The organism is Desulfoprunum sp. (assembly GCF_053613775.1).
Window position 1 is genome coordinate 727,628 of the sequence record NZ_JBSHXH010000004.1, and the last position, 24,730, is coordinate 752,357.

Below are 24,730 nucleotides of genomic sequence, written 5' to 3' on the forward strand. Positions count from 1 at the left end.
ACCGGGGCAGGGCCTCTTCAGGCCTTCTTCCGCAGGATGCGCTTGTCGCCGATCCGGATCGTCAGCTTGATGCGATCGAGGTATTCGAGGATCGGAATGGAGAATTTCCGCGTCAGACCGGTGAGGTTCTTGAATCCGGGGGCATCGATCTCCCCTTCCTTTTTGATGAATTCCTCGACCGAGGCGATCAGCTGCTCGATCGTCCGTTTCGAGTAGTAGAGCGATTCGCTGATCTTCACCAGCTTGCCTTCCCGGAGCTGGAGGTCGATGACCTCCTTGACCTGGCTCTCCGGATAGGCGGCGAAGTGCTCCATGGTCTCCTTGAAGGTCGGGGTGAACAGCCCCTTGTCGTGGTACCACTGGATGATCTCCTGCTGCAGCTTTTCCTCGTCGGCCTTCAGGGCCACCCGATGGGTGGCCAGACGCACCAGCGATTCCTCCTGGACCACGATCTCCTTGCGCAGCAGGTCGCCCAGGCAGAAGCCGAACACCTTCTGGTCGACCTTGCGGCCGAGCCCCGAACGCAACTCTTCCTTCGACAGGCCGAGTTGCAGCGGGTTGTCCCGATGATAGGCGGTGAGGTTGTCGACCAGGGTCTGGCGGATGGCATCGGCGATATCGGCGGCCAGGTAGCGCTGCGTGGTCGAATCGACGACCACGATCCTGCGGGTTGACAGCGGCGGATCGATGATTTTTTTGAGGTGCTTGCCGAACAGGCCGAAACGGATCGCCAGGTCGTCGAAGGTCAGGCCCCTGGCCCCGCTCTCCCGCAGATAGAGGAGGGCCCTATCCTCGGGACTGCCATGGCGGAGGACCTGGAAGACCTCGCGGTTGTACTGCCGGTCCGCCTCACCCAGCCGTTTGCGCTTGCGCGGCGACACGTTGCCGAGGATCGCCCCGCCGCCGATGGTCGTCACCGGCGAATAGCTGCGGATGACATAACGGTCGCCCGGCCACACCGCAATCGGTTGCTCGAGCAGGAGCTGAACCCCGGTTTCCCGGCCCGGCTCGAGTTCGTCGCGGTCGAGCAGCGACACCCGGCCGATGATCTCGGCGGTGCCGACATGGAACCGGATCCGGGTGCGGTGCTTGAGGTTCTTGGCGTTCGAGCCGAGGTAGAGCAGTTCGCAATCGAGCATATAATTGGGCTGCAGCGAACCGGGGGGGGCCAGCACCATCCCCCGCTCGACCTGGGCGGTATCGACCCCCTGCATGTTGATGGCGGTGCGATGACCGGCCTCGACCTCGTCCACCGACTGGGAGTGCACCTGGATGCCCCGCACCTTGGCGACCAGCTCACTGGGATAGAACCGCAGTTCCTCGCCCAGCGAGGTCCGGCCGGAGATGGAGGTGCCGGTGACCACCGCGCCGAAGCCCTTCATCGCGAAGACCCGGTCGACCGGCAGGCGGAAAGGACCGAAGACCTCCTGGAAACGATGCTGGCGGACAAAGCCGTCGATGACCTCGATGACCTTGTCGATGCCCTCACCGGTGATCGATGACACGAAGACCAGCGGCGCCTCCTCGAGAAAGCTGCCGACGAAGAACTGGCGGATCTCGTCCTCCACCATCTCCAGCCAGTCTTCCTCGACCAGGTCCTTCTTGGTGACGATGATCATCCCCTGCTTGACCCCGAGCAGGCGGCAGATCTCGAAATGCTCCTTGGTCTGGGGCATGATCCCCTCGTCGGCGGCGATGACGAAGGCGAGCAGATCCATGCCGGTGACCCCGGCCACCATGTTCTTGACGAAGCGCTCGTGACCGGGGACATCGACGATGCCGATCCGGTGGCCGCAGGGCAGATCGAGAAAGGCGAAACCGAGCTCGATGGTGATCCCCCGTTTCTTCTCCTCTTTCAATCGATCGGTCTCGATGCCCGTCAGGGCCCTGACGAGGCTGGTCTTGCCATGATCGACATGGCCGGCGGTTCCGAGGACGATTTCACGCATAATAAACTGATGGGAAGAGAATCATGGGATCAGAGATAGGGATTGGTCTTCAGTTCTTCGCCGAGGGTCGAGCGACTGCCGCCATAGCCGTGCCCGGGCCAGACGACCGTGTCATCGGGCAACACCATCAGCCGATTCTTGATCGAGTTCATCAGTTCCTGGTGCGAACCGCCGGGAAAATCGGTACGGCCGATCCCGCCGACGAACAGCGTGTCGCCGGTCAGCAGGTCGTGGCCGCAGAGCAGACAGATCCCGCCCGGGGTGTGGCCGGGGGTATGAATCACCTGCAGCCGCTCGTTGCCCAATTCGATGATATCCCCGTCCTCGACCAGTCGATCGGGAGGGGGGGATGGTTCAAGCCCCAGCATCGAAAAATAATGCTGGGTGTCCGGCTGCCAGAAAAAGGCGGCGTCGGCGCGGTGCATGACGATCTCGGCGCCGGTCGCCTCCTTGATCCTGCGGTTGCCGCAGACGTGATCGGGATGGCCATGGGTGGCGATGATCAGCCGGACATCGAGCCCGGCCTTGGCCACCTCCGCCAGAATGAGCTCCTCGCTGCCGCCGGGATCGACGACCGCGGCCAGGCGGGTCTGGGGACAACTGACAATGTAGCAGCACACCGCCATGTTCCCTACCGTCAACTGTTTGATTACCATGCCTGCATAACCCTTTTGTGCTGAAAAGTTAGCCGGGGGACAGGCGCCGCCTCTCCCCCGCAACTATGGCCCGCCGCCGGTCAGGTGGCGGTGGCCGTTATCTGGAACTGCCGCAGCCGCAACCGCAGCCGCTTGTCATGTTCAGGGATACCGGGGCCTTGACCGGCGGCAGCCGGGTCTCGATCGCCTTCAACACCCCGGCAAACGCCCTGGTGGCCGGGCTGTCTTCGCTCGACGACAGGTAGGGCGTGCCGTCATCGCCGGCAACGACGATCCGCGGGTCCATCGGAATGCGGCCGAGGAAAGGCAGCTCGAATTCCCGCGCCACCTCCTCGCCGCCGCCGGTCTTGAAGATATCGACCGTCTCGTTGCAGTGCGGACAGACGAAGCCGGACATGTTCTCGATGACGCCGGTGATCTCGACCTTGACCGTCTTGCAGAAGTTGATCGACTTGCGGACATCGGCCAGGGCCACCTTCTGCGGCGTGGTCACCACGATCGCCTTGACGTTGGGGATGGTCTGGGCGACCGACAGCGGCTCGTCGCCGGTGCCGGGGGGGGCATCGATGATCAGGTAGTCGAGCTCGCCCCAGTCCATATCGGCGACAAACTGCCTGATCGCCTGGATCTTCAGCGGGCCGCGCCAGATGATGGCCTGGTCGCGATCCTTGAGCATGTATTCGAGGGAGACGACCTTCAGATTGTCGTTATAGCGCAGCGGCGGGACCAGGCCGCCCGCTGTCGCCGGCGGTTCGAGGGTTCCCTTCAGGTTCAGCATGCGGATGACATCCGGACCATGTATATCGACATCCATCAGACCGACCATGTGTCCCCTCTGGGCCAGGCCCAGGGCGAGATTGACGGACACCGTCGACTTGCCGACGCCGCCCTTGCCGCTCATGACGAGGATCTTGTTCTTAATCTTTCCCAGTGATCGGGTAATTGCGTTTTCCTGCTGGGCCAGCGCCGCATCCTGCGCCTCCCTGGTGGTGCCGCAGCCGCTTGCCTTGGCGCTTGAGCAGGAACTTCCACAAGAATCTGCCATCGTACTTCCTCCTGTTTCGACAAAAAAACAAAATGCCCTGAAGGGCACAAAGAGAGTGACTGTGCCCGGGCTTCACCATCCCTCCGGGCAACACCAACTACAGTAATGCCGATGTCGGGAAATGCAAACGATTTCCGCCCGGTCAGGCGGCGATCGTCGCGGATCCGCCGAAAAACCACGGCATGCCGCACCGTCTCCATTGTCCTCTTTTTGTTGATTTCTTCCGATCCAGTTCGTACTATGATGAATTCGCACGACGAGCGATGCTGCTTCGCACCTGCCATCCTCACTCTTCCATTCTGCTTAAAGGTATCCCATGCTGGGCTGGTTCAAGAAAAAATTCTCGAAGAAGGAGGATGCTCCCTCAGCACCACCGGACACTCAGGCCCCCGTCGCGGCGACAGCGGAAACGTCTCCGGATCATCCGCCAGCACCCGCGGAGCCGGAACCGGCGGTCGAAGCGGCGCCTGCGGCGACGGACGCGGTCGCCGAACTCCCCGTCGGTGCCGAACCGGCGGCAGAACCGGTGACGGAGGCGGCAACAGCGATGGAACCTGTCCCCGCCACCGACGAAAAGGATGAACAAGAGGGAGAGGAAGAACCGGCGGCGGAAGAAGCTGGAGCGGCCACAACCAGGCCATCGTTTCTGCAGCGGCTCGCCGAGAGGCTGTCGAAGACCCGGGAGGCCTTCACCTACCAGCTCGACCGCCTGTTCCTCGGCAAAAAGGAAATCGATGCCGAACTCTTCGACGATCTCGAGGAACTGCTCATCACCGCCGACCTCGGCGTCGCCACCACCCGGGAACTGCTCGACCACGCCCGGCGCAAGGTCCACCGCAAGGAACTGTCCGATCCGGAATCGCTCAAGATCGCCCTCAAGGACAAGATCAAGTCGTTCATCACCGATTACCAGCGCGATGCCGAACTGGTGATGCCTCAGAGCGGCCCCTTCGTCATCATGGTGGTCGGCGTCAACGGCGTCGGCAAGACCACCACCATCGGCAAGATCGCCCACAAGTTCGTCAAGGCCGGCCGCTCGGTGATGCTCGTCGCCGGCGACACCTTTCGCGCCGCCGCCGTCTCCCAGCTGCAGATCTGGGGCGAACGCAACGGCGTTTACGTCGTCGCCCGCGCCGATGGCGCCGACCCCTCGTCGGTGGCCTATGACGCCATGGATATCGCCAAGGCGAAGAATTACGATGTCGTCCTGGTCGACACCGCCGGCCGGCTTCACACCCAGACCAACCTGATGGAAGAGCTGAAGAAGATCAAGCGGGTGATGGGCAAGCGCCTCGAGGGGGCGCCGCACGAGGTGATGCTGGTGATCGACGCCACCACCGGCCAGAACGGCATCTCCCAGGCCAAACTGTTCAACGAGGCGGTCGGTATCACCGGCATCACCCTGACCAAGCTCGACGGGACCGCCAAGGGCGGCATCGTCGCCAATATCTGCCGGGAGATGCAGACCCCGATCCGGTTCATCGGCGTCGGCGAGAAGATGGAAGACCTGCGCGATTTCGATCCCGACGAATTCATCGAGGCCCTCTTCGAGAGCCGGCTCCCCGAGCGCTAGCGGACGGATAACCACAACAATCCCATGAATTATCAACGACACGAACAGCCGGGATGCGGCGGATGCCTGCTGATTCTGATGCTCATCATCCTGGTCACCGGCGGCGCTCCAGCCCTGTTCAATTTCCTCGGCGCCCTGATCTTCTCCGGCTTCGCCGGAATCCTGCTGTTCATCGCCCTGTTCTGGGGCTTTTCCTATTGGGTGCAGAAACGGGTCGCCACCTACGAACAGTCGCAGACCGAGAGCCACAACCGCTTTGTCTGGCTGCTGGTGCAGATCCTGATCCGGATCGCCAGGATCGACGGCGAGATCACCCGCGACGAGGTCCAGACCATCCAGCGCTTCTTCCAGTACAATCTGCGGTATTCCCAGACCCAGATGATGTGGATCAAGGAGCTGATCAAGGAGGCGACCTCCTCGCCCCAGACCCTCGACAGCCTGCTGCTGGAGTTCAAGGCGAGCTTCGCCTACGAGCCGCGGTTGATCCTGCTCGAGCTGATCTACCAGATCCTCACCACCAAGGGCCAGATCCCGCCGCCGGAACTTGAAATTGCCCGTAATATTGGTATATTCCTGGAAATCTCGGAGTATGAGCGGCGGACCATCGAGGCCAAGTACACCCGCCGTCGGGAAGCGGGGGCGACCGCGACGCCCCGGGATACGGCGGCCCACCACTACGGCGTCCTCGGTCTCGAGCCCGGTGCCGACATGGAGGCGATCAAGAAGGCCTACCGGACCCTCAGCATGCAGTACCATCCGGACAAGGTCGGCCATCTGGGCGAGGAATTCCGGGCCGTGGCCGAGGAAAAGATGAAGGAAATCAACCAGGCCTACGATTATTTCAAGAAGGCGATGTAGGGCCGCGCCGGCAGGCCCGGCAGGGCCGTCCGGCGGCAAAGCATATCCCGCGAGGGAAAAGGAGTGTATCGATGGCTATTTCCGAGAAGATGCGGCTGTTCGGCCGAAAATCCTCATGGATCCGCAAGATGTTCGAGGAAGGGGCAAGAATGAAGGCCGAGTTCGGGGCGGACCAGGTCTGCGATTTCAGTCTCGGCAACCCCGATCTGCCGCCGCCGCCCCAATTCACCGAGGTGATCCGCCGGATCACCGTCGACGAGCGCCCGGGCGCCCACGGCTACATGCCGAACGGCGGCTATCCGTGGGTGAAGGAGGCCCTGGCGGCGAGGATGTCGGCCGAGCAGGGGGTGACCATCGCCGGCAGCGACATGCTGATGACCTGCGGCGCCGCCGGCGGCCTCAACGTCGTCTTCAAGGCCCTGCTCAACCCCGGCGAGGAGGTCATCCTGCTCGCCCCCTATTTCGTCGAGTACAACTTCTACCTCGACAATCACGGCGGGGTCGGCCGGACCGTCAACACCGACGGCGACTTCAACCTCGACCTGGCGGCGATCGAGGCCGCGATCTCGGCCAGGACCAAGGCGATCGTCATCAACTCGCCCAACAACCCGACCGGCCAGATCTACGACGCCGCCTCGCTGGCTGCCCTCGGCGAGCTGCTGGAGACGGCCGGACGGCGCTTCGGCACGGTCATTTACCTGATCGCCGACGAACCCTACCGCAAGATCGTCTTCGACGGCAGCACCGTACCGGGCGTCATGGCCGCCTACCGCAACAGCATCGTCGTCTCTTCCTACTCCAAGGACCTGTCGCTGCCCGGCGAACGCATCGGCTACCTCGCCGTCCACCCGGAGATCGACGCCAAGGCCGAGCTGGTCGATGCGATGACCCTGGCCAACCGCATCCTCGGCTTCGTCAACGCCCCGGCCCTGATGCAGCGGGTCGTCGCCGAACTGCAGGGGGTGTCCGTCGATACCGCGATCTATGCCCGGCGGCGCGAGAGCTTCTGTTCGATCCTGCGCGAGGCCGGCTACCGGTTCTCCGCTCCCAAGGGCGCCTTCTACATCTTCCCCCAATCGCCGCTGGCCGACGATGTGGCCTTTATCGCCCTGCTCCAGGAACAGCGGATCCTCGCCGTCCCCGGCGTCGGCTTCGGCGCCGCCGGTTATTTCCGCCTCGCCTTCTGCGTTGAGGACGAGGTCATCCGCCGTTCGGCCGAGGGTTTCCGGGAAGCGATGGCCAGGGCCAAACGTTTGAGCGTTTGAACGTTTAATCGTTTGAACGTTTAATCGTTTGAACGTTTAATCGTTTGAACGTTTAATCGTTTGAACGTTTAATCGTTTGAACGTTATTTCTCCCTTTGTTCCGTCTTGTCCCGGAAAAAGATCCGGATCGGGACCTTGTCCAGCCCCAGTCCCTGGCGGAAGCGGTTGACCAGATAACGCTCATAGGAGAAATGGACGCCCTTCGAGCTGTTGGTCATGATGACGAATTTCGGCGGACAGGTGCCGATCTGGGAGGTGTAGTAGAATTTCAGCCGCTTGTTCTTGTAGATCGGCGGATTATGCTCCTCGACCGCCTCCCGGAGCAGGCGATTGAGGGCGGCGGTGGCAAACTTGGCCTTGAACTGGCGGAAGACCGAACCGATCACCGGAAACAGCCGTTTGATGCCGTAACCGGTCAGGGCGGACACGGTCAGCAGCGGGGCGAACCCGAGGAACGGCAGGGCCTGCCCGACCTCGGCCATGATCTCCTCCTGCCGCTTCTTGTCGCCGGCGACCAGGTCCCACTTGTTGACCAGGACGATCATCCCGCGGCCCTGCTCGAGGGCATAGCCGATGATCCTGGTGTCCTGCTCGGTCATGCCCTCGCCGGCATCGATCAGCACCACTGCCACATCACAGCGCTCGAGCGCCGCCAGCGACTTCAATATGCTGAATTTTTCCAGTTTCTCCGTGGTCTTGCCCCTGCGACGGATACCGGCGGTGTCGATCAGCAGATAGCTGTAATTGCCGTGGACCAGCAGGGTGTCGACCGAATCCCGGGTGGTGCCGGAGATCTCCGAGACCACCATCCGCTCCTTGCCGACAATCTGGTTGATCAGCGACGACTTGCCGACATTGGGACGCCCGAGGAAGGCCACCTTGACGGTGTTCTCCGGCAGATCGATGGCGACCTCGCCGGCGGTGCGTTCGGCCAGGATCGCGCCGAGATCCTCCATCAGGGTGCGGAAACCGTAGGTATGCTCGGCCGACAGCGCCCACAGCTGCTCGATCCCCAGTTCGTAGAACGGCGCCAGCAGTTCCTGCTCCTGCTCCGGCCCGTCGATCTTGTTGACCACGTGCAGGATCGGTTTGTCGGTGCGGCGGAGGATATCGACCACCGCGTGATCGGCCGGAGTGAGGCCGGCCCGGCCGTCCATCAGGAAGAGGATGATATCCGCCTCGTCAATCGCCGCCAGGGCCTGCTCGCGGATATGGGAGACGAGGGCGTCATCCGGGTTGTCGTCGATGCCGCCGGTGTCGACCAGGATGAAGGGGTGGTCTTCCCACACCACCCGGTCGTAATGGCGGTCCCTGGTCACCCCCGGGGTGGGATCGACGAGGGCCTTGCGGGAGCGGGTGATGCGGTTGAAGAGCGTCGACTTGCCGACGTTCGGACGGCCGACGAGGGCGACGATGGGGCATGAAGAAGTAGGCATGATTCTATCCTTTGGTGGAGATACAGGCTGTATGTACCCGATCAGGACAGAATGTGCACGGTTTTCAGTGCCGGGACGAGGGAGAGGCCACGGCCGCGGTCATGATCGTTCCCGCCGCTACTCCAAGTCCCTGCAGGCAGGCGGCCGGGCGGCACAGAGTTTTTCCAGCTGCGCCTTGGCCTCGGCATGCCCCTGGTCCGCCGCCTTGTCATACCACTTGGCCGCCTTGTAGAAGTTCTTTTTCAGGCCGCTCCGGCCCCTGGCATACATGGCGCCGACATGGTACTGGGCATCGGCACTGCCGTCATCGGCGGCGGAGAGGAACAGCAGTTTGGCCTTCACCTTGTCCTCTTCCGTGCCCAGACCGGAAAAGGTGTGGCGGGCCAGTTCGTAGCGCGCATCGGCGTGGCCCTTATCGGCCGCCTTGGAAAACAGCACCACCGCCTGGCGGTAGTCCTGCCGGACGCCCTCGCCCTTGCTGTAGGCCATGCCAAGCGTATACTGGGCCTGGACATCGCCTCTCTCGGCCCTGGCCATGAGCTCGGCCAGGCTGGCGGCCGTAGCCGTTGTCCCGCCGGCAAGAGCAACGCACATTACAACCAGCATGCCGACTTTCATCCATTGTAACATCATACACCCTCCTTACCCTATCCGTTCGACTGCCTCATCGGCCATCGCCCGCAGAATCCGTTGTCCTGCAAAGATCGGCTCCTGCAGGCGAGCCCGGAGTTTTTCGACCGCGGGCCGGATATAATCGGCGAAAAACAGCTTGCCGCGGACTCGTGAGAGAAAGGCGAAGGCGCCGATGATCTGCAGGTTGCGCTGCAGCGCCAGCAGGGAGTAGTGGCGGCGGAAATCCCGGGGATCGAAGATCATCCTCTCTCCCAGCCGATCAAGGTAATAATGGAACAGATGGCCGCTGAAATCAAGGGGCAGGTCGGCGTAGGGATCGATCAGCAGCGAGGCCAGATCGTAGCCGAGCGGGCCGAACCGGCCGCCCTGGTAATCGATGATCCGGATGCGCCCATCCTTGATCATGATATTGCGGCTCTGGAAGTCCCGGTGGAGAAAGAAACCGGCGGGGGCCTGGGCCGCCATCCCGGCGATGGCGGCAAATTCATCATCGATGCCGGCAGGAACGGGGAGAGCGAGCAGATCCTGCCAGAAGGCGCGGAGGAAATAGCCGGATTCCCGCTCCAGCATCAGCTGGCGGTCATAGCGGGGGGCGTCCCGGCACCACCCGTCATCCAGGCCGGCGCCGCCGTCGATCTGCATCGCGACGAGACGATCGATCGCCTGCCGGTACATCCCCAGCAAGCGGTTGCGGGGCCCGGGAGCGGCGAAATCGGTGGCCTGGACCAGATCGTGCAGCCGGGTGTCGCCCAGGTCCTCGAACAGGATCAGGCCGCGGCGCTCGTCCCAGCCGTACAGCTCCGGCACCGGCACCCCCTGCCGCTGCAGATGCCGGCCGATCCGCCAGGCGGCGACGGCCTCGGCCAGCATCGAGCCCTCGGCCACCTCGGGAAAGACAGCGAGACAGAGCGGCCGGCCGTGAAGGCTGATCCGGGCAAAGCGCCGGGTCGACCCGTCGGCGGCGAGCATGGTGACCGCCAATCCCGGTTCCTGGCCGCCCTCGATCAGGCCGGCATCCTTCAGGATCGAAACCAGGTCTGCAGGCAGCTGTGCTTCACCGATCATTCGTGGCCTCCCTGCCGCCTCACGCCGACAACAGCACGTCGGCCATTCGGCGGCCGCTCGCAATCCGCACCCCATCCCAGGCAACGACCCGGGCCAGATGGACATCGGTTCCGATCTCGACATCACCGAGACAGCACCAGTCCTCCCACTCCGGCTCGGCCTCCATCCTGGTCCCCGCTCCGGACAGAAACGGCGTTGCCACATTTCCTCCGAGCTCCGGCCAGCGGGGGATGGCGCCGGTCAGCAGGCCGCCGTGGAGAGCAAGATAATCCTCCGCCGTCCCCATGTCGGTCCAGTACCCTTCCACCCTGACGGCGGCGATTTCCTCCCCCAGCGCCAGCATGCGCCGGTAACGGTCGAGGATGCAGGAATAGCGGCCGGGGGCGATGTCCTCGAGGACCTCGGGATCGATGACATGGAGACCGGTGAAGGCCAGGCAGTTCTCGCCGCTCGTGCCGATGTCGGTGACGCCCCGGCCCGCCTCCACCCGCACGGTGTTGAAGCGCGGATAGTCATGGACCGCCAGCGACACCCGGTTGCCCCGCTCCCGATGCCCGGCATAGAGCCGTCTGAAATCGAAATCGTGGTAGATGTCGCCGTTGGTGACCAGCAGCGGCGCGTCGTGAAGGTGGGGCAAGGCACCGCGCAGACCGCCGCCGGTGCCGAGGATGGTCTCCTCGAGCAGCACCGTGACCCCGGCCATGCCGTGAAGCAGGTCGACGATCTGCTCCCCCAGGTGATGGCAGTTGACGACGATACGGTCGAAACCGGAGTTGCGCAGGCGGCTGATGGTCAGCAGCAGCAGCGGCCGGTTGAGGATCGGGAACAGCGGCTTCGGCCGCAGCAGGGTGTGGGGGAGCAGACGGGTGCCGAAACCGGCGGCCAGGATCATCGCCTGCATGCGTTCAAAAGTCCAGGGTGCCGTCTTCCCGCTCGGTGACGCCGATGACCACGATGCCGGCGGCATCGGCCTCCCGGATCATCGCCTCGGGGTCGAAGAGCAGGGACTGGCCGGCCTCGACCGCCAGCACCGCCGCCCCGACACTGCGCAGGGTGGTGATCGTGGCCAGCCCGGTGGCGGGCAGGTCGAAGCGGAAATCCTGGCCCGGCTTGCGCACCTTGACCACCACCGCCTTCTCCTTGGCCAGCAGACCGCCACGGCGGATCGTCGCGTCGGTCCCGTCGATCGCCTCGACCGCCAGCACCGTCCGGTTGCGGACGACCACGCACTGGCCGATGTCGAGGGTGCCGATGGCCCGGGCGTTGCGCCAGCCGAATTCGATGTCCTGCCGCTGTTCCTTCGTCGGTTTACGCCGGGTGAGGACGCCTTGCGGGAACAGCAGGTGGCGGAGATAGAGCGTCGATTCGCGCACGGTGATCCCCTCCTGCTCCAGGGCGCCGGCCACGGCCCGGAGGATGGCGTCGTCCTGCTTGCGGTCGATCTTGTTCCACAGCGTCAGGCCCTTGAGGTCGGGGAGGACATCGCGAAAGATCCGGGTCTTGGTGATCGAGCCGAGAAACACCGCCTCGGACACCCGGTTGGCCTTGAAAAACGAGATGACCTTGCCGAGTTGGCCGAGTTTGACCCAGCACACCGCGTCGGCGGCGGTGGCGACCTCCGGTGCCGTTTCACCCTTGTGGGCGATCACCATGACCGTGCGCCCCGCCCGGCGCGCCGCCTGAAGAAAGAGCAGCGGGAACTGGCCGCCGCCGGCGATGATGCCGATATTGCCCGGGTCGTTCCCCATCACCGGTCAGTCTTCCACCGTCCGCTTGACGACGCCGCGCTTCGATTGCTCGAAGAATTTGATCAGGTACTGGACCTCGGGACAACTGGGGAATTCGCTCCGCGCCTGTTCCAGGGCGTCCTTCATCAGCAGTTCCGGGGTGCGGAAGATGATGCGGAAGGCGTTTTCAAGATTACTGATGGTCTCGCGGTCAAAACCGTTGCGTTTGAGGCCGATCTTGTTGATCCCCGAAATCCGGGTGCGGTTGCGGGTGCCGGCCAGGATCACATAGGGCGGAACGTCGAGACTGATGCCCGAGACCCCCCCGATGTAGCTGAATTTGCCGATGCGGCAGAACTGGTGGACGGCGACCAGACCGCCGATCGAGGCCCGGTCGCCGACCTCGACATGACCGGCCAGGGTCGCGACATTGGCCATGATGACATGATTGCCGATCCGGCAGTCATGGGCGACATGGGTGTAAGCCATCAGCAGGTTATGGTCGCCGATGATCGTCTTGCCCTCGTCATGGGTCGTCCCCCGGTGGATGGAGGCGTACTCGCGGATCTGGTTGTCATCGCCGATGATGAGCTCGGTCGGTTCCCCCTTGTAGCTGAGGTCCTGGGGGGCGCCGCCGACCGTGGCGAACGAGCTGATCAGGTTGCGCCTGCCGATGGTCGTCGGACCGTTGACGACGGCATGGGCCTCGACCCGGCTGTCGGCGTCGATGCGGACCCCCGCCTCGATAACTGCATAGGGGCCGACGGTGACGGAGGAGTCGAGTTCGGCCTTTTTGTCAATAACTGCTGTGGGATGGATAGGCATATCTTCTCAAATTCTCTTCAGGGGATGGGGACAGGCCAGGGGACAAAAAGGCTTTCCTTACCGTCTTCTGACCATCGGTGCAAGGAGTTTTTCATCGGGGCGCAGCTCCCGATCGCCGCTATCAACCGATATCAGGAGAACGAGGCCTTCAACTCGGCCTCGGCCACCAACTGGTCGTCGACGAAGGTCTGGCCGTGCATGATCATGATCGAGCGCTTGTGTTTCACCATTTCCAGTTTCATCCTCAGCTGATCGCCCGGCGTCACCAACCGGCGAAACCGCGCCTTGTCGATACCGGCGAAATAGATCAGTTTCTTGCCGATCGCTTCGGGATAGGCGTAGTAGGCAAGGACCCCGCCGGTCTGGGCCATTCCTTCCAGGATGAGGACGCCGGGGTAGACCGGTCGGCCGGGGAAATGACCCTGGAAGAACGGCTCGTTGATCGTTACGTTCTTGAGCCCGACAACCTCCCTGCCGGGATCGATCGATACGATCCGGTCGACCAGCAAAAAGGGATATCGATGAGGGAGAAACCTCATGATTTCGACTATATCAATGTTTTGTGGCACCACCGTTTCCATCATCTCCCTCCTCCTTCACTATCCTCTTTGTTCCGGCCCAGCAGCTGGGCCAGATCCTTTTTCAGTTCCTTGATCTCGGCGCAGATCTCCGGCAGCTTGACAAAGAGCGCCGCCGACTTGGTCCATTTGCGGATCGGGATCGCCGGATAGCCGCCGATCACCGCCCCCGCCGGCTGGTTGTCATGGACCCCGCTGCCGCCCGCGACCATCACCCGGTCATCGAGGTGGATATGGCCCTTGACTCCGGCCTTGCCGCCCAACACGACATTGCGGCCGAGAGTCGTCGAGCCGGCGATCCCCGCCTGGGCGACGAGGATCGAATTGTCGCCGACCACGACATTATGGCCGATCTGGACCAGGTTGTCGATCTTGACCCCGGACTTGATCCGGGTGACGCCGTAGGCGGCCCGGTCGATGCAGGTATTGGCGCCGATCTCGACATCGTCGTCGATCCGGACGATGCCGACCTGGGGCCGCTTGACATGGCAGCCGCGTTCATCGGTGGCAAAACCGAAACCGTCGGAACCGACCACCGCTCCGGGATGGATGATGACCCTGGAGCCGACCAGCGATCCCGAGGAGATCACGGCATTGGCCTTGATGATGGTCTCCTCGCCGATTTCCACATCATCGCCGATCACGACCCCGGCCTCGATCCTGACCCGGGGGCCGATCCCGACCCGGTCGCCGATCACTGCCAGCGGGGCGATGCTGACCTCGGCATCGATCAGGCAGTCACGGCCGACATGGGCCCGGGGGTGAATGCCGTCGGCCCGGAATGGAGTCGCCAGGAAGGCGCTGTGGATGATCGCCCCGGCCAGGTTCGGGTCCCTGACCCGGATCACGGTGACCCCGGGCAGATCCCCGATATTCATCGGCACCAGGAAGGCCGCGGCCCGGCTCGTCTTCAGGGCATCGATCTTCGCCTTGTTGACCAGAAACGAGATCTCGCCCGGGCCCGCGGCCTCGAGCGGGGCGAAACCGCTGACCATCAATCCGGGATCGCCGGACAGGGTTCCGCCGACCAGCCGCGCCAGTTCTTCTATCTTCATCGCCTGTATGTTCATATTGCCACCGATCGGAAATTGTGCAGGGGACTGACCTCATGCACGCTCAGTGATAGAGAAAATATCGCCGCCGCCGCTCCTCGAACGCCTCGAGTTCCCGGCGCCAACCATCCTCGAGCGCCAGGACCGGCGTCCCGGCCTCGAGCTGCCTCCGGACCTCGCCGTCTCCCAGGATCAGATCGAGCGGCAGGCGTTCGAATTCATACTCATAGGGAGGCTGCTTATAGTGAAATTGATCGGGGTACAGCTGGAGAACGGCCTGCAGCAGGGCCAGACTCGTCCGGTACGGCCTGAAGGCGGCGCCGTCCGTCACATGCAGCTGGAACCCGGCACAGGCCTGCCCCGCCCATTTGCCCGAGGTCGGCTCGAACACCAGGGGGCGGAGGCTGCAGCCGGGCAACGGCGTCGCTTCCAGGGCTTCAACGATCGGGCGGCAGTCCCAGTACGGGGCGCCGACCAGTTCGAAGGGCAGGGTCGTCCCCCGCCCTTCCGAGACGTTGGTCCCCTCCCAGATCACCTGCCCGGGATAGACCAGGGCCGTCTCCGGCGTCGGCATATTGGGCGAGGGGAAGACCCAGGGAAAGCCGGTGTCGCGGAACCGCATCGACCGCTGCCAGCCCTCCATCGGCACGACCTCGAGGTCGCAGCCGAGCCCCGCCTCGCCGTTGATGAAAAGCGCCAGTTCGCCGAAGGTCAGGCCATGGCGCATCGGCAGCGGATACAGGCCGACGAAGGACGCACATTCCGGGCGCAGGATATTGCCTTCGACGGCCTCGCCTCCCGTCGGGTTGGGCCGGTCGAGGACGACCACCCGGATGCCGCGGCGGGCAGCCTCCTCCAGACAGTAGGCCATGGTGTAGAGAAAGGTGTAGACCCGGGTGCCGACATCGACCAGGTCGATCAGCAGGACGTCGATTCTCTCGAACATCTCGGCCGTCGGCCGGCGGCTGTCGCCGTAGAGACTGAAGAGCGGCAGCCCGGTCTCCGCATCGACCGAGTGCCCCGACTCGACCATGTTGTCCTGTTTTTCCGCGAAAAATCCGTGCTGCGGCGAAAAGAGACAGCTCAGTCCCCGGCCGAAGCGCCACTGCAGCAGCAGCCGGGCATGGCGGAGCCGACGGTCGGTCGAGGCCTGGTTGGACAGCAGGCCCAGGCGCCGGCCGGCAAGAGACCGGTCGCCGCCGGCCAGTAAGTGTTCAAGTCCGATACTGATCATGTCCGATGCTTAACGATTGAGGAACACACACATAGTCCACAGGAGACTGCCATAGTAGCTGGCACCGGGGAAAAAGTCAAAAGCCGGATTGAACGGAGGCCGTCGTCCCCTCAGGGATCGGGGGTCAGCGGCGAATCCTGGTTGTCGCTGAAGAGATAGCGGACGGTTTCGGGGATATCCCCTTTCGGGGCCAGCGTCCTGGTTTCGGGCACAACCTCATAGATGCCGAACCATTCCTCCGGGTCCTGGCGTTCATGGCGAGTCGAATCGGCCGGGTCCTCGCCGCTCTTCCACCACTCGTCCTGCAGCTGGAAGAAGACGAGACCGGCGAATTTCTCCCGGCCCCAGGCGGTACGGATATCGTTCCATACGGCACGGAAGGTGTCCGGCACATCCTCGACCCGGTGGCCGCCGAACCCGGGGACCCATGGTTTGGGCTCGAAGGGCGAGGTTGACAGGCCGACCTGGGTGATCAGGATCGGCTTTCCGGCGTTGGCCGCCAGGTCTTCGAGATAGCCCTGGTAGGTGGTGCCGGTGATCGAACCGGGGGGCGAGGTCCGGACGCCGCGGGCGTAGGTGTAGACGTTGAGACACATGAGATCGCCGAGATCCGGGGTGATCATATGCTCGCGGGGGACCTCCAGATCAGGCCGGTCGCCGATCGGGCCGATATGGGTCCAGCTGGTATGGCAGTAGAGATGGCGGCGGCCGTAGCGCTGCAGCTCGTACTCCATCGCCCCGTCGATCAGGCGGGCCAGGGCGATCTCGGTCGGGGTGCGGTTGCGGACGACGATATGGCGGCCGGTGAAGTCCCGCACGTCGGGATGGCGGGCGTCGGTCCGCATCACCGCATCGGCCTGCAACTCGTCGCCGATGGAGAAGAATACCAGGCGGTCGGGACGGCCGACCGCATAGGTGTGATCGATGACATCGTAGATCTGCTTCAGGGTCTTGTTGAGGAACTGCTCGTCGAGGAAATCCTCCTCGTAGGCCCAGACCCAGATATCCTGACCGTAGAGAAGGTCGGTCTTGTCCATCTCCTCGAAAAATTTCGCCGGCATCTTCAGCGGGAAGACATGGATGTAATTCAGCCCGAGATCGCGCATCAACGGCACATGCTCGGCATAGCGGCCGTCGTTGCCGGGACTGGCGCCGTAGATCGGGGTCTCCCCCGGCAGGTAGGGGGAGTAGCCGATCCCCTTGAAGAAGACCGGGGCCTCGCCCCGGGCGAGGTCGATGATGGAAGTGCCCTTGACGATGAAACGTTCCGGGGCCGGGGTGTCCGCCGTCATCGCTGAGGTCTTCACCGTAGAGGAATCGGCGGCGGCCGTGAGCGGCACGATAAGGAACAGGGCGAATATCAGAATCTGGTTCAGATGCATGCGAAAAACCTGTCGGATCCCGGCCACTGTCTGTTCGCAGGTGCCGGATTGGTTATAGGACTCCAGATAGTATCAGGAAATGACGAGGGCGTCCACCACGATGACCGGCAGCCGCCAGGATTCTTCGTCTTTATCGATTTTATTCGATGATTAGATTATCTTGACAGTCTAAACTGAAGTTTGGAGTTTCATAACCAAATCGTTCTCGAAACGGTGGACGACGTATTCTTGGTCATTTTGTTCTTTGATACGACACAATCTGGTGGTTTCGAAAGATTTACATCTTCCAGGCCGTGCTCCGGATGCTGGAATTTTCGCCATTTCGGGTTCCACCATGACCGAATCCGAACATTGCCGAAAATCAACTGCAGCCCGAGCCGAACCAGACCGGCAGTGACTTGGTCTTTTTTGCGCCATGGAGTCAATCCCAGCAGTGGCTGTACTTGCTCACCGCAATAGGTTGCCAGCAATTGCGGCAGGCGTGACTTGCTGAGAAAACCTTCTTCAGACTCGAACTGCATCCAGACTGCCCGAACCTTGCGTCCTTTCAGAAAGCGGGCAAGACATACGGTGCTCCGGTAGCGAACCCATTGCCATTTCCCGTAGAGGAAATCCCGCTGCCGGTGTTCAGGGAGCAGAGCAACCCGTGCTGCTGTATAGCGATCCCCGTATTTCCGTGGCCGCCCCCTACCGCGTTTTGGTGTTGGAGCATCATACAGAGCGGTATCCCGTCGGACCTGGCCGATGGAATGAAATCCGAGCGTCTCTGCCTGATCGAGATACAAACGCTTCATGTACCAGGAATCCACCAGTGTACAGGCTTTGACACTGTTGAAAACCGGGGCGACAATTTTCAGCAGCAGTACGGCGGCATCGAGTTTGGTCCGGGTTGTACCGGGCCGCATCAAGCGTGACAACAGGGGAACCGCCGCATGCGTCATGCCGCAACCGATAGACGGTGCCATACTGACCCAGCATTGTCCCCGGGCATACTTCGGACGATTGGTCTTGGCGCCATGCTGCCTGTAGATCGCACTGCCGGGTGCCTTCTTCGAGGCCCGGTAGACGAGTGTGTCGTCAAAGATCAGGTACCAGACAGGTTGCGGGAAAAATGTCACAACCAATCCGGCCAATTGCACCCCAAGTGCAACCCACGACCATTTCCCCTGCTGAAGCCACTTGTAGTAGGCGGTCCAGCTACGCAGGGGTTTGATCGCCAGCCAGGCTTCGGTAACAAAGCCGGCTGGGGTAATCATCGCTCCGACCAGCAGTTCGATAAAGGTCGGAACGGAACGAATCGGTAGAGCCCTGGCGAGAAATGTGATACTTTCAAGCAGGGTTCTGGGGATAGTCGCGTATTCCTTGTCGCCCATAGCGGCCTCCGGAAGAAGTGGTTGATCTTTTCTTCTAGAGGCCGCGCTTTCTCAGCGAATTCTGCCGAGAAAGCGCGGCTGCCGCCGATCTGTTGTCATGTCAATAGCTTATTTGTGTGTTTATACGTTTTTACCGCGTTTTGATTTTGCGGGGTTTAAAAACGTAGTTTCTGAAACTCTAAACTCCAGTGATTAGAGATAGGATGTCTATGATTGTGGACACTCAAAATCACGGATCCGCGAGATGCACCCATTCATCCTTTTCCGTTCCATTTTATCCTTGAAAACTCCTTTTGTTTTGAGTAACTAAATACTGGCCAGTCGGTATTGGTCGGCAGGCCATGATGGACCTCGGGAGCATGAGGCCAAACCCATGTAGCCATGAAGGAGCGGGATTTCATGACACCAGAGAGAGCGAACGTGATCACCATCACCCGCCAGTTGGGAAGCGGCGGGACCTCCTTGGGCCAGCGCGTCGCCCGGCAATTGGGATATGCTTACGCGGATCGCCAAATCCTTAAGCTGGCCGCGGAGAAATTGGAAGTCGACATCGAGGATTTGACTTACCGGGACGAACAGGTGCAAAGCTATTGGGACCGGCTGTTTCAGATTTTCTCCGTGGGAACCCCCGAATGCCCTTACACGCCGCCACCGCTCCGGGTGGTCTCCGACGAGCAACTGCTGGCTACCGAGCAGCGCATCATCAAGGACCTTGCCGGCCGCGGCTGCTGCGTGATTATCGGGCATGGGGCCTTTCACTTGCTCAAAGGCCAGGCGGGGGTATTGAACGTGTTCGTACATGCCGCGATGGATTTCCGTGTGGCGCGCGTCATGAAACTGTACCGGATGTCCTCGCGTGATGAAGCGCGCCAAGTTATTGAGCGCGCCGATCGCGAACGCGAAAAGTATATCCGCATCACTTCCGGTTGCAACTGGTTCGATGCCCGCAATTACCATTTGACCATGGATTTTGAGCGGATTGGATTTGAGGACGCGGAACGGCTTATTGAGTCGATCGCCATCCCCTCCGGCGCCGGGGCGCCGTTATCCGATCCCGCAGCCCTCCTTGAAGACACGGAACCTTGATCAAACAGGAGCCAGGATATGCAAGTTTTGGACGATCAGAAAAAAGAAACGATATTGGCGGCGGCGGCAAAACTGTTTGCCTCCGAACCTTTTCACAAGGTGCACTTGAGCGACGTCGCTAAAGCGGCAAAAGTCGGCAAAGGAACCCTTTATACCTATTTCAAAAATAAGGAAGACTTGTATCTGGCCGTGATTTCCCAGGGATTCGCGCATTTGTTGACCCGTCTGCGCGAACGGATCGTAAAGGATGCCCAGGACGCCCTGGGGGACCTTGCGATTTTGATTGAGGAATACGTAAATTTTGCCTTTAAGAATCCCTATTTTTCCGAGTTGATGCGTACGGTGCCGGAGATGACCTTCGGCCGCCCCCAAAGCGAGAAAAACGGTCAGGAACTAAGTCGACTGATTGAGTCACTGATCCGGCAGGGTATCGCTACCGGCCAATTCACGGATCCTCATCCGGAACTGACCACGAAATACCTTCAGGGCCTGCTGCGTTCTGTTTTTACGGGCGGCATGAATAAAGTCGAGCGGAAGGTTGTGACGGAACACATCACTCAATTTATCCGCAAGGGATTGAGCCGTAAGGATTCCTGATCCAAAGGAATGCTACGCGGGTCGCTTGCCGTTTTTATCGCCACAATATACCTTTCTTAAAGGAGTAGCTGTTGATCCATGACGCCCACACAAACTGAAACCTCCCCGCCGAGTCGGGAATCATCGGAGTCCTTCCCGGCGGCGCCACCCCACCACGACAAACCGCGCAAATTTCGCCAGATAATGCTGAAAGCGGTCATGGTCCTGATCGTTGTTGCTGGATGCGTGATCGGCATTCATTTTTATCTCCATGCCCGCGGCCATGAGTCCACCGATGACGCTTACATTGCCGGCCATATTATCGCGATCAGTCCCCGCGTCGCCACCCATGTGGCCAAGGTGCATGTGGATGACAATGAATGGGTCAAGGCCGGGGATTTGCTCGTGGAGTTGGCGCCGGAAGATTTTGCGGCTCGCTTGGGAGCCGCGCAGGCCGCTCTCGAGGCCGCACAGGCAACCTTTCAATCCAGCCGAATCGACGTGGATTTGACCACCGTCACGGCCACTTCGGCCAATGACGAAGCGGGGGCCAACGTCGAAACGGCACGAGCGCTGCTGGAAACCGCTCAGGCGCTGGCTGCCGCAAGTGCCAGTCAGCGCGATCAAGCCCGGGCGCAGATTGAATCGGCCACGGCCGCCCTGGCCCAGGCCGAGGCAGAAGTTGACGCAGCCAAGGCGCAGCAGCAGCGGGACGCGCTGGATCTTGGCCGCAATCGGAAACTGGCGGGTTCAGGAGCGGTCAGTCAGCAGGAGTTGGATCATGCCCTGGCCAGCGAACGGATGTCATCGGCGAACTTGGCCGCGGCTGAGAAGAAGGTGCAGACGCAACGGGCCATGGTCCGGCAAGCCGAAGCCAGCCTGAAGGCGGCCGAGGACAACATGCGCCAGGCGGGCGCGCAAGTGTCCGCGCGCAAGGCACAATTGGGCGAATCCCAAGCCCGGCTGAAAGGGGCGCGCACGGCCACGCAACAGGTGGCCAAAAGCCAGTCGCAGACGAAGGTTACCCAGGCGGAGATCGACAAGGCGCGGGCCGAGGTGGAGCAGGCCCGGCTGAATCTCTCCTACACACGCATTTATGCCCCCACGGACGGCTTTGTCACCGCCAAAGCGGTGAAACCGGGATCGTATGTCCAGGTGGGCCAGTCGCTGCTGGCGATTGTGCCGCATGAGCTGTGGGTCGTGGCCAACTTCAAGGAGACCCAACTGACGCGCATGCGTCCCGGCCAACCGGTGACCATCACCGTGGATGCTTACCCGGGCGTTCCCTTCTCGGGTCATGTCGATAGCGTCCAGCACGGCACGGGGGCGGCCTTCAGCCTGTTGCCGCCGGAAAACGCCACGGGTAATTTTGTCAAGGTGGTTCAGCGGGTGCCGGTCAAGATCGCCTTTGACCCGTCGGGCCAATCCCAGCGTTATTTGCTGGTGCCGGGCATGTCCGTGGTGCCCGAGGTGAATATCGCCGCCCCAGCCCGGCAAGCGGGGGACCGGTTGAACGCCCAAGTGGTTCCCAACCTGGCGACCCCGGTCCGTGAGCGGGCATGGCCGAGCGTCGGAGCCGGCAAAGCTGTCTCGCGATGAAAGATCCCGCCACTTTGAGTTCATCGTCCATCGGAGACATGAACGGCCCTTCCCACCGCTGGCTCATTACGCTCACGGTCATGACGGGCACGATCATGAGTTCGCTCGATACCAGCATTGTCAACGTGGCGTTGCCTTACATGCAAGGCAACTTTGGCGCTTCGGTGAGCGAAATCGCCTGGGTGGCGACCGCCTACATCCTCGCCAATGTCATCACCATGCCGATCATTGCGATGATCAGCGCGCGTTTCGGCCGCAAGAACTTTTACATGTTCAGCGTGATTCTCTTTGTGACCAGTTCGATGCTCTGCGGTTTGGCCTGGAACCTGCCTTCCATGGTGGTGTTCCGGATTCTGCAAGGCATCGGCGGCGGGACGCTCATTCCAGTTTCGCAGGCGGTCTTGCGCGAAACCTTTCCGCCCAAAGAACAGGGCATGGCCATGGGGATTTACGGTCTGGGCGTGGTTCTGGGGCCAGCCTGCGGCCCGGTGCTGGGCGGCTGGCTGACCGACAATTTTTCTTGGCCCTGGATCTTTTTTATCAATGTTCCCATCGGGATCGTCAATATCCTGATGGTCATGCGTTTCATTCAAGATCCGCCTTACTTAAAACGGGAGAAGGGCGGCCTGGACTGGTCCGGGCTGATCTGTATGGTAGTCGGCCTGGGTGCGCTGCAACTGATGCTGGAGAAAGGCGAGGAGAAGGATTGGTTCGAATCCCGCTTCATCGTCACCTTGGCGGTATCCGCCACAGTCGGCCTGCTCCTTTTCGTCTGGCGCGAATTGACCGCCGACAAGCCGGCGGTGGATCTGCGCATCCTGCGCAACATTCCCTTCGCTTCCGGCACGGCCATCGGCGGAATACTGGGCATGGGCCTCAATAGCAGCTTGTTTCTGATGCCACTCTTCTTACAGCAGCTTTTGGGCTACCCGGCGCTGGACGCCGGCTTGGCGCTCATGCCGCGCAGTCTGGCCATGGCCATCATTTTCCCCGTCGCCGGCCGGTTATATAACCGGCTCGGTCCCCGCCCGCTCATCGGTGGCGGCTTGCTGGTCAGCATCTATTCGTTTCTGGCATTGTCGTGGTTGTCATTGGACGTTAGTTTCTGGGACATTTTCATGCCGCAATTCATGCAAGGGATCGGCTTTGGACTAATCTTCGTGGCCCTGAGCACGGCCGCCCTCTCCTCCATCGAAAGACCCAAACTGACCGCCGCCACTGGTTTGTATAACGTCATTCGCCAAGTTTGCGGCAGCATCGGAATCGCCGTTTTTGCCACGCAACTGACGTCGGGCGCGACGCGCAATCGCGCCATGCTGGTCGGCCATATTTCCAATTTCAACCCGGTCAGCGTCAGCCATTTTGATTTGTTTCATGCCGCCATCGCCACCCGCCACGGGTCCGATCCGGTTGCCGCCCAGCTGGTGGCGATGAAGCTCATGGATCTGCAACTCACGCGGCAGGCCAGCATGCTCTCCTACAATCGAGTCTTTTTCCTCATGGCCGTTTGTTTCGTGTTGATCTTCCCGCTGATCCTGCTGCTGCGTGGCGGGCGCGGCACCCACGGCTCCCCCAAATCGAGGTGATAGAGCCGGGGAAACCGGCACTCCTCGAAACTCAGCTCCGCGACATTCTTCTCGAACAAGCGGCTCTGGCTGCGGCGGAAACGGTCTTCCGTCAGCTTCGGCCCCTGGAGGATGACGCCGGGGGTGCGCTGGACCTCGAACAGGTCATCCGGGAACACCAGCACGGTGTCCGGGTGGATGGCCTGCTTGGCCAGGCGGATCAGGGTTTCTGTGACGGTCTGTATCGTGCTCAAGGGACGTCTCCGTTTTCTGCCTGGTTACTTACCGGAAGCGCTGGCGATGTGTCGGAGGCTCAAAGCGCGGAGCGGATCGCCTCGCGATAGTTCTGGAGGATCTGCTCGCGGTACTTCTCCATCACCGGATGCAGAAAGGGTCTGGCGGGGATGATGATGGTCGCGCCGTTCGGATGTTTGATGGTGGCCCCGTACTCCATGACGGCACCGATGTTCACCATGTCTTCCCCGTCCTTGTTGACGGTGCCGCGCAGCAGGCCGACGAACGCCTTGTCGGCCATGATCTTCTGGGTGATGGGGTGTAGATTATCTCCCTCCAGTCCCTGAAATTCAGCCGAAATTCTCAAGTACCGTTACCTAATACGAGAAAGCCAAGACCAATGAAAATGAGAAGAACACGTATCCAGCCGAGCGGTGTGGGGTGGATAGCAGGAACCGCCCAATGCCTGGGATTCCTCCTCTCCCCCTTCGGGGGGGATAAGAGGGGGGATAGTGGTATAAATAGTATTTTCGCGAATAGTATCAACCACAACCAACCCCTCTTATGATGATCAGCCTATTAGAAATCGACAATTCACGCAAGCAAGAACCGTCAATTCGCTGCCCTCACTGCGCAACGAACTGTATTACCCGTTACGGAAGTTACCCAAGAGCTCATCCCAAGTTATCTTTTTTACAACGAATTCCACGATTTCGCTGTAAATCGCCAACCTGTCCCTGGAAGACCTTCTCGGTCTTGCCGCACCCGTTTTTACCGATTGTTCGTCATTTTTCGGAAACTATCCGGCGCTGTATGTCGGCCATCAGAGAGCAAAGCCAAGCGAGATGTACTCGGATCTTCGGTCTAAGCCGCGGGGTTGTCAAACGTCTGGTCGCTCTGGGAGCCAAGTTTCTGCCATGGTTCGACCATGAAAAGAAGATCGCCGGCCGGGGACCTGATCCTGACGCAATTCTACTCCTCTCATGGCCTGATTTCACCAGGGATTTCTCGCAAAGCTT

The 24,730-nt window shown here is 61.4% G+C and carries 23 protein-coding genes; 7 read left to right on the top strand and 16 right to left on the bottom strand.

All coding sequences use genetic code 11. From position 1 onward, the window contains the following. Positions 1-17: 17 nt before the first annotated feature. The 3 genes from selB to ACWGKN_RS07315 form a co-directional block, all read right to left on the bottom strand. Positions 18-1,949, bottom strand: coding sequence for a selenocysteine-specific translation elongation factor (selB, locus tag ACWGKN_RS07305; protein WP_035230366.1), 1,932 nt, complete (start codon positions 1,947-1,949; stop codon positions 18-20). 29 nt (positions 1,950-1,978) lie between these two features. Further along, positions 1,979-2,605: an MBL fold metallo-hydrolase gene (locus ACWGKN_RS07310; RefSeq protein WP_035230368.1), complete on the bottom strand. Its 627-nt coding sequence runs from the start codon at positions 2,603-2,605 to the stop codon at positions 1,979-1,981. 97 nt (positions 2,606-2,702) lie between these two features. Beyond that, positions 2,703-3,650 (bottom strand): Mrp/NBP35 family ATP-binding protein, encoded by a 948-nt coding sequence (locus ACWGKN_RS07315; RefSeq protein WP_035230369.1) that lies wholly within the window; start codon positions 3,648-3,650, stop codon positions 2,703-2,705. A 316-nt stretch (positions 3,651-3,966) separates the two neighbouring features. Between ACWGKN_RS07315 and ftsY the strand changes: the two genes are divergently transcribed. The 3 genes from ftsY to ACWGKN_RS07330 all read left to right on the top strand — a co-directional run bounded on the left by ftsY (position 3,967) and on the right by ACWGKN_RS07330 (position 7,346). Beyond that, positions 3,967-5,223, top strand: a complete 1,257-nt coding sequence (gene ftsY / locus ACWGKN_RS07320; RefSeq protein ID WP_035230371.1) for a signal recognition particle-docking protein FtsY — start codon at positions 3,967-3,969, stop codon at positions 5,221-5,223. Between the two features lie 24 nt (positions 5,224-5,247). Then, positions 5,248-6,081, top strand: coding sequence for a J domain-containing protein (locus ACWGKN_RS07325; protein ID WP_035230372.1), 834 nt, complete (start codon positions 5,248-5,250; stop codon positions 6,079-6,081). A gap of 71 nt (positions 6,082-6,152) precedes the next feature. Then, positions 6,153-7,346: a pyridoxal phosphate-dependent aminotransferase gene (locus ACWGKN_RS07330; protein ID WP_452094959.1), complete on the top strand. Its 1,194-nt coding sequence runs from the start codon at positions 6,153-6,155 to the stop codon at positions 7,344-7,346. 83 nt (positions 7,347-7,429) lie between these two features. Here ACWGKN_RS07330 and der read toward each other — a convergent pair whose 3' ends face one another. The 11 genes from der to ACWGKN_RS07385 all read right to left on the bottom strand — a co-directional run bounded on the left by der (position 7,430) and on the right by ACWGKN_RS07385 (position 18,651). After that, positions 7,430-8,782 carry a ribosome biogenesis GTPase Der gene (gene der / locus ACWGKN_RS07335; protein WP_035230376.1) on the bottom strand — a complete coding sequence of 451 codons (1,353 nt, stop codon included), beginning with the start codon at positions 8,780-8,782 and terminating at the stop codon, positions 7,430-7,432. Positions 8,783-8,899: 117 nt separating this feature from the next. Next, on the bottom strand, positions 8,900-9,415 hold the full coding sequence (locus ACWGKN_RS07340) for a tetratricopeptide repeat protein (RefSeq protein WP_452094960.1): 516 nt from the start codon (positions 9,413-9,415) through the stop codon (positions 8,900-8,902). Positions 9,416-9,424: 9 nt separating this feature from the next. Continuing rightward, the gene (locus ACWGKN_RS07345; protein WP_452094961.1) at positions 9,425-10,480 is read right to left on the bottom strand and encodes an aminoglycoside phosphotransferase family protein; all 1,056 of its coding nucleotides are present in this window, start codon (positions 10,478-10,480) and stop codon (positions 9,425-9,427) included. A 19-nt stretch (positions 10,481-10,499) separates the two neighbouring features. After that, the gene (locus tag ACWGKN_RS07350) at positions 10,500-11,381 is read right to left on the bottom strand and encodes a nucleotidyltransferase family protein (protein WP_035230379.1); all 882 of its coding nucleotides are present in this window, start codon (positions 11,379-11,381) and stop codon (positions 10,500-10,502) included. A gap of 4 nt (positions 11,382-11,385) precedes the next feature. After that, entirely contained in the window at positions 11,386-12,228 is an 843-nt protein-coding gene (locus ACWGKN_RS07355) for an LpxI family protein (protein ID WP_035230381.1), read from the bottom strand. A 6-nt stretch (positions 12,229-12,234) separates the two neighbouring features. After that, the gene (lpxA, locus tag ACWGKN_RS07360; RefSeq protein ID WP_035230383.1) at positions 12,235-13,032 is read right to left on the bottom strand and encodes an acyl-ACP--UDP-N-acetylglucosamine O-acyltransferase; all 798 of its coding nucleotides are present in this window, start codon (positions 13,030-13,032) and stop codon (positions 12,235-12,237) included. A gap of 131 nt (positions 13,033-13,163) precedes the next feature. Next, positions 13,164-13,613: a 3-hydroxyacyl-ACP dehydratase FabZ gene (gene fabZ, locus ACWGKN_RS07365; RefSeq protein WP_452095317.1), complete on the bottom strand. Its 450-nt coding sequence runs from the start codon at positions 13,611-13,613 to the stop codon at positions 13,164-13,166. Continuing rightward, complete coding sequence (gene lpxD / locus ACWGKN_RS07370) at positions 13,613-14,680, bottom strand: UDP-3-O-(3-hydroxymyristoyl)glucosamine N-acyltransferase (protein WP_452094962.1); 1,068 nt, start codon at positions 14,678-14,680, stop codon at positions 13,613-13,615. The genes fabZ and lpxD overlap by 1 nt, the downstream gene beginning before the upstream one ends. Positions 14,681-14,726: 46 nt before the next feature. Beyond that, positions 14,727-15,896, bottom strand: coding sequence for an exo-beta-N-acetylmuramidase NamZ family protein (locus ACWGKN_RS07375; RefSeq protein ID WP_035230390.1), 1,170 nt, complete (start codon positions 15,894-15,896; stop codon positions 14,727-14,729). Positions 15,897-16,006: 110 nt separating this feature from the next. Next, positions 16,007-17,278 carry a hypothetical protein gene (locus ACWGKN_RS07380; RefSeq protein ID WP_052160039.1) on the bottom strand — a complete coding sequence of 424 codons (1,272 nt, stop codon included), beginning with the start codon at positions 17,276-17,278 and terminating at the stop codon, positions 16,007-16,009. Positions 17,279-17,466: 188 nt separating this feature from the next. Further along, a complete protein-coding gene (locus ACWGKN_RS07385; RefSeq protein ID WP_424255516.1) occupies positions 17,467-18,651 on the bottom strand; it encodes an IS701 family transposase in 1,185 nt (394 codons plus the stop codon). A 399-nt stretch (positions 18,652-19,050) separates the two neighbouring features. On the opposite strand from ACWGKN_RS07385, the gene ACWGKN_RS07390 reads away from it, so the two are divergent. From ACWGKN_RS07390 to ACWGKN_RS07405, 4 genes are all read left to right on the top strand, one after another. After that, positions 19,051-19,737 carry a cytidylate kinase-like family protein gene (locus ACWGKN_RS07390; RefSeq protein WP_424255514.1) on the top strand — a complete coding sequence of 229 codons (687 nt, stop codon included), beginning with the start codon at positions 19,051-19,053 and terminating at the stop codon, positions 19,735-19,737. Positions 19,738-19,755: 18 nt separating this feature from the next. Further along, positions 19,756-20,334, top strand: coding sequence for a TetR/AcrR family transcriptional regulator (locus ACWGKN_RS07395; RefSeq protein WP_052160315.1), 579 nt, complete (start codon positions 19,756-19,758; stop codon positions 20,332-20,334). A 183-nt stretch (positions 20,335-20,517) separates the two neighbouring features. Continuing rightward, the gene (locus tag ACWGKN_RS07400; protein WP_424255512.1) at positions 20,518-21,912 is read left to right on the top strand and encodes an efflux RND transporter periplasmic adaptor subunit; all 1,395 of its coding nucleotides are present in this window, start codon (positions 20,518-20,520) and stop codon (positions 21,910-21,912) included. Next, positions 21,909-23,498, top strand: coding sequence for a DHA2 family efflux MFS transporter permease subunit (locus ACWGKN_RS07405; RefSeq protein WP_424255510.1), 1,590 nt, complete (start codon positions 21,909-21,911; stop codon positions 23,496-23,498). Before ACWGKN_RS07400 ends, ACWGKN_RS07405 begins: the two co-directional genes overlap by 4 nt. Here ACWGKN_RS07405 and ACWGKN_RS07410 read toward each other — a convergent pair. Next, the gene (locus ACWGKN_RS07410; protein WP_424255508.1) at positions 23,390-23,731 is read right to left on the bottom strand and encodes a hypothetical protein; all 342 of its coding nucleotides are present in this window, start codon (positions 23,729-23,731) and stop codon (positions 23,390-23,392) included. The two genes, ACWGKN_RS07405 and ACWGKN_RS07410, sit on opposite strands and share 109 nt — an antisense overlap. 59 nt (positions 23,732-23,790) lie before the next feature. Continuing rightward, positions 23,791-24,078 carry a hypothetical protein gene (locus ACWGKN_RS07415; protein WP_424255506.1) on the bottom strand — a complete coding sequence of 96 codons (288 nt, stop codon included), beginning with the start codon at positions 24,076-24,078 and terminating at the stop codon, positions 23,791-23,793. Positions 24,079-24,730 lie beyond the last annotated feature (652 nt).

Excerpts from the sequence above, each read along its gene's own strand:
- ACWGKN_RS07355 (WP_035230381.1), bottom strand. The coding sequence starts at position 12,228 with ATGGGGAACGACCCGGGCAATATCGGCATCATCGCCGGCGGCGGCCAG.
- ftsY (WP_035230371.1), top strand. The coding sequence starts at position 3,967 with ATGCTGGGCTGGTTCAAGAAAAAATTCTCGAAGAAGGAGGATGCTCCC.
- der (WP_035230376.1), bottom strand. The coding sequence starts at position 8,782 with ATGCCTACTTCTTCATGCCCCATCGTCGCCCTCGTCGGCCGTCCGAAC.
- ACWGKN_RS07325 (WP_035230372.1), top strand. The coding sequence starts at position 5,248 with ATGAATTATCAACGACACGAACAGCCGGGATGCGGCGGATGCCTGCTG.
- ACWGKN_RS07400 (WP_424255512.1), top strand. The coding sequence starts at position 20,518 with ATGCTGAAAGCGGTCATGGTCCTGATCGTTGTTGCTGGATGCGTGATC.
- ACWGKN_RS07380 (WP_052160039.1), bottom strand. The coding sequence starts at position 17,278 with ATGCATCTGAACCAGATTCTGATATTCGCCCTGTTCCTTATCGTGCCG.
- ACWGKN_RS07330 (WP_452094959.1), top strand. The coding sequence starts at position 6,153 with ATGGCTATTTCCGAGAAGATGCGGCTGTTCGGCCGAAAATCCTCATGG.
- ACWGKN_RS07385 (WP_424255516.1), bottom strand. The coding sequence starts at position 18,651 with ATGGGCGACAAGGAATACGCGACTATCCCCAGAACCCTGCTTGAAAGT.
- selB (WP_035230366.1), bottom strand. The coding sequence starts at position 1,949 with ATGCGTGAAATCGTCCTCGGAACCGCCGGCCATGTCGATCATGGCAAG.
- ACWGKN_RS07345 (WP_452094961.1), bottom strand. The coding sequence starts at position 10,480 with ATGATCGGTGAAGCACAGCTGCCTGCAGACCTGGTTTCGATCCTGAAG.
- ACWGKN_RS07340 (WP_452094960.1), bottom strand. The coding sequence starts at position 9,415 with ATGATGTTACAATGGATGAAAGTCGGCATGCTGGTTGTAATGTGCGTT.
- fabZ (WP_452095317.1), bottom strand. The coding sequence starts at position 13,613 with ATGGAAACGGTGGTGCCACAAAACATTGATATAGTCGAAATCATGAGG.
- ACWGKN_RS07390 (WP_424255514.1), top strand. The coding sequence starts at position 19,051 with ATGACACCAGAGAGAGCGAACGTGATCACCATCACCCGCCAGTTGGGA.
- lpxA (WP_035230383.1), bottom strand. The coding sequence starts at position 13,032 with ATGCCTATCCATCCCACAGCAGTTATTGACAAAAAGGCCGAACTCGAC.
- ACWGKN_RS07310 (WP_035230368.1), bottom strand. The coding sequence starts at position 2,605 with ATGGTAATCAAACAGTTGACGGTAGGGAACATGGCGGTGTGCTGCTAC.
- ACWGKN_RS07350 (WP_035230379.1), bottom strand. The coding sequence starts at position 11,381 with ATGCAGGCGATGATCCTGGCCGCCGGTTTCGGCACCCGTCTGCTCCCC.
- ACWGKN_RS07375 (WP_035230390.1), bottom strand. The coding sequence starts at position 15,896 with ATGATCAGTATCGGACTTGAACACTTACTGGCCGGCGGCGACCGGTCT.
- lpxD (WP_452094962.1), bottom strand. The coding sequence starts at position 14,680 with ATGAACATACAGGCGATGAAGATAGAAGAACTGGCGCGGCTGGTCGGC.
- ACWGKN_RS07405 (WP_424255510.1), top strand. The coding sequence starts at position 21,909 with ATGAAAGATCCCGCCACTTTGAGTTCATCGTCCATCGGAGACATGAAC.
- ACWGKN_RS07395 (WP_052160315.1), top strand. The coding sequence starts at position 19,756 with ATGCAAGTTTTGGACGATCAGAAAAAAGAAACGATATTGGCGGCGGCG.
- ACWGKN_RS07315 (WP_035230369.1), bottom strand. The coding sequence starts at position 3,650 with ATGGCAGATTCTTGTGGAAGTTCCTGCTCAAGCGCCAAGGCAAGCGGC.